The sequence below is a fragment of the Streptomyces sp. NBC_01506 genome (genome assembly GCF_045040295.1).
In the GTDB taxonomy this organism is placed as follows: domain Bacteria; phylum Actinomycetota; class Actinomycetes; order Streptomycetales; family Streptomycetaceae; genus Streptomyces.
This window is the reverse complement of the sequence record NZ_CP109422.1, coordinates 757217-766966: the sequence shown is the minus strand read 5'-3', so window position 1 is coordinate 766966 and position 9750 is coordinate 757217. Positions and strand designations below refer to the sequence as shown.

5 protein-coding genes are annotated in these 9750 nt (G+C 71.1%); 1 reads left to right on the top strand and 4 read right to left on the bottom strand.

Going from position 1 to position 9750, the window contains the following annotated elements:
• Positions 1 to 117: 117 nt before the first annotated feature.
• The 4 genes from OG329_RS03120 to OG329_RS03105 form a co-directional block, all read right to left on the bottom strand.
• A complete protein-coding gene (locus OG329_RS03120; RefSeq protein WP_405792574.1) occupies positions 118 to 1266 on the bottom strand; it encodes a cytochrome P450 in 1149 nt (382 codons plus the stop codon).
• 7 nt (positions 1267 to 1273) lie between these two features.
• A complete protein-coding gene (locus OG329_RS03115; protein ID WP_405792572.1) occupies positions 1274 to 1480 on the bottom strand; it encodes a ferredoxin in 207 nt (68 codons plus the stop codon).
• A 28-nt stretch (positions 1481 to 1508) separates the two neighbouring features.
• Positions 1509 to 2693, bottom strand: a complete 1185-nt coding sequence (locus tag OG329_RS03110; RefSeq protein ID WP_405792570.1) for a cytochrome P450 — start codon at positions 2691 to 2693, stop codon at positions 1509 to 1511.
• A gap of 72 nt (positions 2694 to 2765) precedes the next feature.
• Positions 2766 to 3344, bottom strand: coding sequence for a chorismate--pyruvate lyase family protein (locus OG329_RS03105; protein WP_405792568.1), 579 nt, complete (start codon positions 3342 to 3344; stop codon positions 2766 to 2768).
• A 259-nt stretch (positions 3345 to 3603) separates the two neighbouring features.
• On the opposite strand from OG329_RS03105, the gene OG329_RS03100 reads away from it, so the two are divergent.
• Positions 3604 to 9729: a type I polyketide synthase gene (locus tag OG329_RS03100; protein ID WP_405792567.1), complete on the top strand. Its 6126-nt coding sequence runs from the start codon at positions 3604 to 3606 to the stop codon at positions 9727 to 9729.
• The last annotated feature ends 21 nt before the right edge of the window (positions 9730 to 9750 follow it).

The window sequence follows — 9750 nt, the reverse complement described above, 5'->3', positions numbered from 1 at the left end:
GCGTGAGGCACGGGCGCGGCGTCCCCCGGCGCCGCGCCCGTGGAGCGCGAAGCGGCCGGCACCATCAGGAGATGGTGCCGGCCGCTGCTCTGCCTTCCGTGCCTTTCGCGCGAGGCCCTACCAGGTGAACGCGAGCCCGTCGGGCAGGCCGCCGGTGAGCGGCCCGCTCCGGCGATCGACCGGGCCTGACGGGCGCAGGTCCGGAAGCCGGGCCGGCAGCTCGGCGAAGACCTCGCAGAGCAGCAGGCGCGCCAGCGGGGCACCCAGGCAGGTCCAGACGCCGTGGCTCAGCGTCAGATGCCGATTCGGCGACCGGGAGACGTCGAACGCCGTCGGATCGTCGAAGAACGCCTCGTCGTAGTTGGCCAGCGTCAGATCGAGCAGCACCAGATCGCCGGCGCCGATCGTGACTCCGCCGATCTCGATGTCGGCGCGGGCGTACCGCGGCAGGCTGAGGCTTCCCGAGAGCCGCAGTATCTCCTCGACCGCCGACGGCAGCAGCGCCGGGTCGGCCGCCAGCGCTTCCCGCTGCTCGGGCTGCTCGGCCAGCAGCAGCACGCCGTACGCGATCTGCTTGCTGATCGCTCCCACCCCGGCGAACTGCTGCAACATCACGGCCTGCACCACCTGCTCCTCCGGCGTGTCGGTATGGCAGAGCCGTGAGACGACGCTGTCGTCGGGGCGGAAGCGCTTGACCATGATGAGCCGGCGCAGATACGTGCCCAGTGCTGCGATGTCGCCGCCCGCGGCGCGGCGCATGAGCCCCGCGCATTCGTCGGTCTCGGCGTCCGGCACCCCGAACACGTCGCACAGCACCCGCCAGACCAAGGGCTCGGAGAAGTCGGTACGAAGGTCGGCCGGCGGCCCTTGCGCGATGAGCGCGTCGACCCCCTCGCCCACCCGCCCCCGCACCCGCGGCCGTAGCGCGAGCATGCGCCGCGTCGTGAACTGCGGCTTGATGAGGTTGCGCATACCGCTGTGCATGACGTCGGCCCGCGCGTGGTCCGAGTCCATGACCTGGTCGTACGTCGGATCCCCCGCGTACAGCGCGCGCTGACCCGGTCTGGTGTGCGAACGGCCCAGCCTGTCGTCCCGCAGCAGGTCACGCACCTGCGTGTAGCCGGACACGAGCCACGCGTCGTCCCCGGCCGGGGTGCGCACGCGGCTCACGGCAGGGCCCTGCGTCGTCTGCCGCAGATGCGGGCAGACCCGCAGTTCGGCGGGCAGATCCGAGGCCATGAGGCCCGAGTGCTCCACAACGGTCATGGTCCGCTCAGCCCTCCGCCGGGTCCTCGACCAGGGTGAGCGCGCCGGACGGGCACTGGTCCACCGCGGCGCGGACCAGGTGGAACCGGTCCAGGTCCGGGGAACGGTCGAGCACCGTGACGATCCCGTACTCGTCCTGGTCGAAGAACGCCGGCGCGGAGTAGGCGCACTGGCCGGCGCCGACGCATTTGTCGATATCGGTGGTGATACGCATGAGTTCGCTCCTCAGTGATTCGTCGGCGTCACCAGGCGACCGGCAGTGCGCGGAGGCCGAACACCGTCCCGTCGTACTTGTAGGTCAGGTCCTCTTCCGGGCAGGCCACGCGCAACGTGGGGACGCGCGCGAACAGCGTGCGGTACACGCACTCCATCTCCGCGCGCACCAGGTTCTGGCCGAGGCATTGATGCACGCCGTAGCCGAAACCGACGTGCCCGCGCGCCGACCGGCCCGGACAGAAGCCGTCCGGATCCTCGAACACCGCGGCGTCGTGGTTCGCCGAACCGATGAGCGGGATGACGCCTTCGCCCGCGCGCAGCATGCGGCCGCCGATCTCGACGTCCTCGATCGCCGTACGCATCGCCAGGATGTCGCCGACGGAGTGGAAACGGACCACCTCGTCGACGACCCCGTCGTCGCCGATCCACTCGGGATTCCTCAGCAGGGTCAGCACTCCGAGCGCGATGTTGCTCGCCGTCGTCTCGTGCCCGGCGATCAGCAGCAGCATCACGACCCCGGACAGTTCCTGCGGTTTGAGTACGCCGGTGGCGAGGATCCGGCTGATCAGGTCGTCGCCCGGCCACTTCTGCTTGATGGCGATCAGCCTGTTGATATGGCGGAGCAACTGCTGTGCGGCGTCGGTGCGTTGCTCGTCGGTGGTTTCCGAGAGGCTCACCAGGATCTGCGTGCGCGACTCGTAGAACGCACGGTCGGACTGCGGGACGCCGAGGATCGTCGCGATGATCCGCGACGGTACCGTCACCGCGAACGCCGAGACCAGATCGGCGTGGCCGTCACACTCCAGCAGCGCGTCGACGCACTCGTCCACCGCCCGCTGGATGGCGGGCCGCCACTTGCGGATCCGGCGGACCGAGAACTCCGGGATCAGCACCTTGCGGTACCGGTCGTGCTCCGGCGGATCGAGGCCGACGAACCAGCCCGGGATCTGCTCCTGGGTCGGCACCCCGCCGGTGGCCGCGAACTGCGGAAAGCCCGGGTTGGCCGGGTTGGCGCTGATCCGCGGGTCGGTGAGCACCGCGCGTACGTCCTCGTACCGGGACGCCAGCCAGATCGGCTGCCCGTTCGGTAGCCGACTTCGTACGGGGCAGCCGCGCTCGCGCAGGTCCGCGTACCGCGGCGGGGGGAACGGCTGACCGGGAAGCCGCGCAGGGAACTCCACGACCTCGCCTTCAGCCTCCTGACCGATCATGCTTCCACACCTTCCGTCTCCTCATGGGCGCCTAGCGCCCCGCCGACCGTTCCGGCTCCCCGGGGCGCGGCCTCAGTTGGCCTGGGCGGTCTCCACCGCTCGCTCGCTGAAGCACTCCACGGTGAAGGTCTCCTCGATGTGCAATATCGGGCTGCCGCCGATGCAGATGACGTAGCGCCTGCGGGGGCGCCGCTGGCCGTGCTCGTCCACCAGGTCGATGGAGAGGATCTCCCGAAAGGACTCGACCCGGTTCTGCCGCAGCAGCTTGCCGATCGGCTCACCGAGCGTCAGCAGGCCCGTCCGTACCCGCGCGGGCAGCGCACCCGGACAGAACACCGAGGTGGCCCACACGTACACGGTGCCGGTCTCGGTTCCGACCAACTGCGTCGTGCGGGTCAGCAGATTGTCCGTCGGGTAGGGCAGCGCGGCGGCCGCGCCGGGGTCGACCAGGCCCGCACGATGGTCGAGCCGGGAGGTCGTGATGCTCTCGCCGACGATCTGCTCGAGCAGGGTGGTGACCGTACCGTCGGTGGTCATCAGCATCCGCTCGAGCAGCCCGAGATCGCCGACCGCCGCTGTCCTGGACCAGGCCGGGCCTGCGGCCGGGTCCCGGGGGGAGCGGCCGATTGCGTGGTTCTGTCTGGCTGCCATGGTTTCCTCGAATCCGTCCCAGCCGATCCGCTGCCGTGGACGGCTGCCGTCGTCCGCACGCTGTCGGTCGCATTAGCCCACCGAAGGACTAGGGCTTTCCCTCGTCTGCCCCAGCGGCGGCAGCGGTGCGCGGGCCGCCTCGAATACTGGGGATTTTCGTGGCGGCCCCGCTGGAAACTCGGTGGTCGGATTCGATCCCGCATCCGCAGATCGACCGGCGGCCCGTCCGACTGCGTCGCTCACAGAAGGGCTCTGATCTATGTCCGACGATGCCAAGCTCGTTGATTACCTCAGGTGGGTCACCGCGGACCTGAAGCAGACCAAGGAGCGACTGCGCGAGCTTGAGGATGGCCGGCAAGGGGCGATCGCGGTCGTGGGAATGGCCTGCCGGCTGCCCGGCGCTGTGCGCAGCCCCGATGACCTGTGGGAGCTGCTCGTCGAGGGCCGCGACGGCGTCACGCCCTTTCCGGCCGATCGGGGCTGGGACCTCGGTGTGCTGGCTTCCGACGACCTCGGAGCGGGCACGACCGGTCACGGCGGGTTCATCGACGGCGCGGCGGAGTTCGACACGGGGTTCTTCGGCGTCTCGCCGCGTGAGGCGGTGGCGATGGATCCGCAGCAGCGGCTGCTGCTGGAGAACGCGTGGGAGGCGTTCGAGCGCTCGGGTATCGATCCGCTCTCACTGCGTGGCAGCAGGACCGGGGTCTTCTTCGGCGTCTCGGGGGCCGACTACACGAACCTGGTTCTCAACGCGGCGGAGGACGTCCAGGGGCACGCGCTGACCGGGCTGACCACGAGTGTCGTCTCGGGCCGGGTGGCGTATACGTTCGGGCTCGAGGGCCCGGCGGTGACGGTGGACACGGCGTGTTCGTCGTCGCTGGTGGCGATTCATCTGGCGGCGCAGTCGCTGCGGGGCGGGGAGTGCTCGCTGGCGCTGGCCGGCGGCGTCACCGTCATGTCGACACCGATGAGTTTCGCGGGCTTCTCGCGCCAAGGCGGCCTTTCCCCCGAGGGTCGTTGCCGGTCGTTCGCCGATGCGGCGGACGGCACGGGGTGGTCCGAGGGCGCCGGGGTCGTGGTGCTGGAGCGCTTGTCGGATGCGGTGGCGAACGGTCATCGGGTGTTGGCGGTGGTGCGTGGTTCTGCGGTGAATCAGGATGGTGCGTCGAACGGTTTGACGGCGCCGAACGGCCCGTCCCAGCAGCGGGTGGTGCGGGCGGCGTTGGCGGGGGCGGGGTTGAGTCCGGCCGACGTGGACGTGGTGGAGGGGCATGGCACCGGTACGCGGTTGGGTGATCCGATCGAGGTGCAGGCGTTGCTGGCGACGTACGGCCAGGACCGCGAAGCGAGTCGACCGCTTCTGCTGGGCAGCGTGAAGTCCAATATCGGGCACGCCCAGGCCGCGGCGGGGATCTCCGGCGTCATCAAGACGGTGCTGGCGATTCAGCATGGAGTGGTGCCGCGATCGCTGCATGTCGACGAGCCGTCGTCGCGGGTGGATTGGTCGGCCGGTGCGGTGGAGCTGGTGACCGAGAACCGTCCGTGGCCTGATGCGGGTCGTCCTCGTCGTGCGGGTGTGTCGTCGTTCGGGATCAGCGGGACGAACGCGCACGTGATTCTTGAGCAGGCTCCTGAGATGGAGATGTCCGAATCAACACGTCCTGACGGCGATTCGGGTGTGGTGCCGTGGGCGGTCTCGGCGCGGTCGGCTGCCGCGTTGGACGCTCGGGTGGGGCAACTCGGTGTGCTGACCGGTGTGCCACCGGTCGACGTCGGTTTTTCGCTGGCCGTGCGTGGCTCGGCGATGCCGTATCGGGCGGTGCTGTCGGCCGAGGACGGCGGTGTCGTGCGTGAGGTCGCGCGGGGGCACGCGTTTGAGGGTCGTACGGGGTTTGTGTTTCCGGGGCAGGGGTCGCAGTGGTTGGGGATGGGGCGGGGGTTGTATGAGCGGTTCCCGGTGTTTGCGGGGGCTTTTGATGAGGTGTTGTCGCATCTTGATCCGGGGTTGCGGGACGTGGTGTGGGGTGAGGACGCGGAGGCGTTGAAGCAGACGGGGTGGGCGCAGCCGGCATTGTTCGCGGTGGAGGTGGCGCTGTTCCGGTTGCTGGAATCGTGGGGCGTGGTGCCGGAGTTCGTGGCGGGTCATTCGGTGGGGGAGGTGGCGGCGGCCCACGTGGCCGGGGTGCTGTCGTTGGCGGACGCCGCTGTTCTGGTGTCCGCTCGGGGTCGGTTGATGCAGGGGTTGCCTGTTGGTGGGGTGATGGTGGCGCTGGAGGTTTCGGAGGCTGAGGTTTCGCCGTTGTTGGGCGCGGGGGTGTCGATCGCGGCGGTCAACGGTCCGAAATCGGTGGTGATTTCGGGTGAGGCGTCGGCGGTGGATGGGGTGGTGGCGCGGTTCGCGGGCCGTCGTGCACGGCGGTTGCGGGTCTCGCACGCGTTCCATTCCTCATTGATGGAGCCGATGCTCGACGAGTTCCGGGGTGTGGTGGCGAAGCTGACGTTCGAGCGGCCGGTACTCGATGTGGTCTCCTCGCTGTCGGTGGGCGCGGACATGGCCGATCCCGAATACTGGGTGCGCCAGGTGCGTGAGCCGGTGAGGTTCGCCGACACGGTCACGGCGCTCCGCGACGCGGGCGTGACACGGTTTGTGGAGGTTGGTCCTGGTGCGGCCCTGTCCGGGCTCGTGTCAGGGGCCGAGGCGGCGGAGGCGGCCGAGCCGATGGCGGTGGCGGCGGCACCGCTGCGTGACGGCCGCTCGGAAGAAGAGGGCGTGCTCACGGCGCTCGCCTCGCTGTATGTGAACGGCGCCGACGTGGACTGGGCGGGATGGTTCGCGGGCGGCGAAGCGCGCGTGGTGGATCTCCCCACCTACCCGTTCCAGCGTGCGCGGTACTGGCCGCGGGCCGGCCGGGCGGGCGGCGACGTGCGCGGGGCCGGGCTGGCGAGCGTGGCTCATCCGCTGCTCGGCGCGGCGGTGGAACTGGCGGAAAGCGGCGAGACGGTACTCACCGGCCGACTCTCGCCTGCCGCCGAGCCGTGGCTGGGCGAGCATGTGATCGGCGGCGCAGTGGTGTTCCCGGGGACCGGATTCCTGGAACTGGCGCTGCGTGCCGCCGACGAGGTCGGCCTGGGCGGCGTCGACGATCTCACCATCGGCAACCCGCTCGTGCTCAGCCAGGATACCGCGACGCTCATCCAGATCCGGGTCCTGCCCCCGGACGGCGGCGGAAAGCGTCTGGTGCGCATCTTCAGCCGGCCGGTGGACGACGAAGCGGCACCGTGGACCGAGCACGCGACCGGCGCGCTCGCCGCCACGTCCGACCCGTCCGCCGACGACCTCGGCGCGCGGGCCTGGCCACCGGACGGCACGACGTCGGTCGATCCGGCCGAACTGTACGCGGCGACCGCCTTCGATTACGGCCCGTCCTTCCTCGGGGTCAAGGCGATCTGGCAGCGGCCGGACGAGGCGTTCGTCGAAGTCGAGATGCCCGCCGAGGCCGACGCCGACCCCCGGGCGTACGGCATGCATCCGGCGCTGCTCGACGCGGTGCTGCAAGCGGTCCCCTACGCGGGCGTCGGAACCCCGGGCATCACGCGGGTGCCGTTCTCGTGGAGCGGGGTGGTGCTGAACGCGACGGGCGCGTCCCGACTGCGGGCGAGAATCCGGAACCTGGGCGACGCGACGGCCGAGGTGACGGCCGTCGACCCGGCCGGCCGGCCCGTGATGCGGGTGCGATCCCTGACACTGCGGGCGCCGTCGGCGGCACCGGCGGGCGTCCCCGGCCAAGGCACCCTGCTGAAACTGGACTGGATTCCGCTCGCCGAGACCGAGACCGAGACCGAGACCGCGACCGCGACCGCGACCGCGACCGAGCCCGCTGCGGCTGCCGACTCGAGCCGGGCCGTGCCCGCGGGCTGCGTGGTGCTGGGTCGGGACCGCTGGGAGATCGGCGCCGGAGTGGCCTCCGCGGACGAGCTGACCGGCGCCGAGACCGCCGTGCTGCTGCCCGTCTGCGATCTGCTCGACGACGCGGGCGCCGACCGGACGCCGCGGTCCCCGCACGCGCTTGCCGCCCGCGCGCTCGAACTCATGCAGCGCTGGCTCGCCGACACCAAGTTGGCCGGGGTGCCGCTGATCGTGCTCACCGAGGACGCGGTCACCGGTGGTGACCTGGCCGCCGCCGCCGTCTGGGGGATGGTCCGCTCCGCCCAGTCCGAGCACCCGGACCGGTTCATCCTGGCCGACCTGCAAGGCGAGCACTCCGGGCCGCTGCCGGTCGCACGGTTGCTCGCCGCCCGGGACGAGGGCCAGTTCGTCATCCGCGACGGCGAGGTGCGCGCCGGAAGGTTCGCCCGGGTGACCGCCGCCTCCGGGGAGCCTTCGGCCCCTGAATGGGACGAGAACGGGACGGTCCTGATCACCGGGGGCACCGGCGGGATCGGCGCGCTGCTGGCCCGCCGTCTCGTGACCGTTCGCGGCGTCGGGCACCTCCATCTCGCGAGCCGACGCGGGCCGGACGCCCCGGGCGTCGCCGAACTGCGCGACGAACTGGCCGGCGCCGGGGCGACGGTCACCGTCTCCGCGTGCGATGTCTCCGACCCCGATGCCGTCTCGGCCCTGGTCGCCTCAATTCCCGCCGCCCATCCGCTCACCGCCGTGATCCACGCCGCCGGGACACTCGACGACGGCGTGCTCACCTCGCTGACTCCCGACCGCCTCGGTGCCGTCCTCGCGCCCAAGGCGGACGGGGCCTGGCACCTGCACGAGGCGACCAAGAGCCTCGACCTGGCCGCGTTCATCATGTTCTCGTCGATCGCCGGGATCATGGGCTCCCCCGGACAGGCCGGCTATGCCGCCGCGAACCTGGTGCTCGACGCACTGGCATACCGACGGTCGGCCGACGGGCTGCCCGGACAGAGCATCGCCTGGCCGGCCTGGGAGATAGCGGACGGGATGGCCGGCAGCGCGACGGAGGTCACCCGACGACTGGCCGCCACCGCCGGGCAGAGCCTCGGCCCCGACCAGGCGCTGGCACTCTTCGACGCCGCGGTGGCCACCGGCGGGGCCTTCCTGGTGCCGCAGGGCCGACCGGTCGGCCCTGGCCAGGCGCCGGGAGCCCTTCCGCCGCTGTTCCGGGGCCTGGTCAAGGGCGTTCGGCGGCAGGCGACCGCAGCCGGCGAGGCCGAAGCAGCGACGCTCAAGCAGCGGTTGGCGGCGATGGACCCGGAGCAGCAGACGCAGGCCGTGCTTGAACTGGTCTACGCGGAATCCGCGGCCGTCCTCGGCATGGCCGGCGTCTCGGAGCCGGACCGCGCCAAGCAGTTCATGGAGCTCGGCTTCGACTCGCTCACCTCGGTCGAGCTGCGTAACCGGCTGTCCACCGCGACCGGCCTGCAGTTGCCGGCCACGCTGGTCTTCGACGCCGGGACGCCGACCGCCCTGGCCGACCAGTTGCGCGCCGGGCTGTCCACGACCAGCGCTCCGGCCGTCGGCGTCGAGCCCGAATCCGACTCGCTCGAGTCCATGTTCCTGGACGCGCTCGCATCCGGCGGCAAGGACGGCGAGATCAGGACCATGATCAAGGCGGTGGCCGCGATCCGGCCCAGCGTCGAGGTCACCGCCGAGCTGGCGGACCTGCCGTGGCCGGTGACGCTGGCGGACGGTCCCGCCCATCCGCCGCTCATCTGCGTCAGCACCCCGACGGCCAACGCGGGCCCACAGCAGTACGCCGCGCTCGCCGCGCACTGGCGGGGCGTGCGCAAGGTGAGCGCGCTGCCGCTGCTCGGCTTCACACCCGGCGAGCACCTGCCAGGAAATGCCGAGGTCGCGGTCAAGTCCATCGCGGAGAGCGCGCTGCGCGCCGCCGACGGCCGGCCGTTCGTGCTGATGGGGCACTCGTCGGGCGGGACGCTGGCCTACACCGCGGCGGGGCTCATGGAGACCACCTGGGGCATCAAGCCGGAGGCCGTGGTCCTGCTCGACACCCTCAGCCTCACGCACAGCCACGACGAGGGCATCGACTTCACCCAGATGATGCGGATCAACTTCGCCCGGACCTCGAGTATCCCGTTCCGGCTGACGAACTCCAGGCTCTCGGCGATGGGCCGTTGGGCCGCGCTGCTCCAGACGATGACCTTCACCCCGACCAGCGCGCCGGTCCTGCTCGTCCGGTCGACCAAGCCTCTGTTCGAAGGCCAGTTCGAACCCGGTCACAATCCGGCGCCGCCGGTGGTCGAGACCGCCGTCGTGCGCGAGGTCGACGCCAACCACGTCTCCCTCGCCCGCGAGGATTCCGCAGCCACGGCGCAGATCGTCGAGGAATGGCTCAAGACCCAGATCGTCGACGAGCAGGTCGCCGGGGACAGGTCCGCACACACCGGCTGAGCGCTGCTCAGCCCGCACCTC

What these genes read in the sequence shown, in the direction of transcription:
- OG329_RS03120 (WP_405792574.1), bottom strand. Translation starts at nt 1,266, where the DNA reads ATGACCGTTGTGGAGCACTCGGGCCTCATGGCCTCGGATCTGCCCGCC.
- OG329_RS03110 (WP_405792570.1), bottom strand. Translation starts at nt 2,693, where the DNA reads ATGATCGGTCAGGAGGCTGAAGGCGAGGTCGTGGAGTTCCCTGCGCGG.
- OG329_RS03100 (WP_405792567.1), top strand. Translation starts at nt 3,604, where the DNA reads ATGTCCGACGATGCCAAGCTCGTTGATTACCTCAGGTGGGTCACCGCG.
- OG329_RS03105 (WP_405792568.1), bottom strand. Translation starts at nt 3,344, where the DNA reads ATGGCAGCCAGACAGAACCACGCAATCGGCCGCTCCCCCCGGGACCCG.
- OG329_RS03115 (WP_405792572.1), bottom strand. Translation starts at nt 1,480, where the DNA reads ATGCGTATCACCACCGATATCGACAAATGCGTCGGCGCCGGCCAGTGC.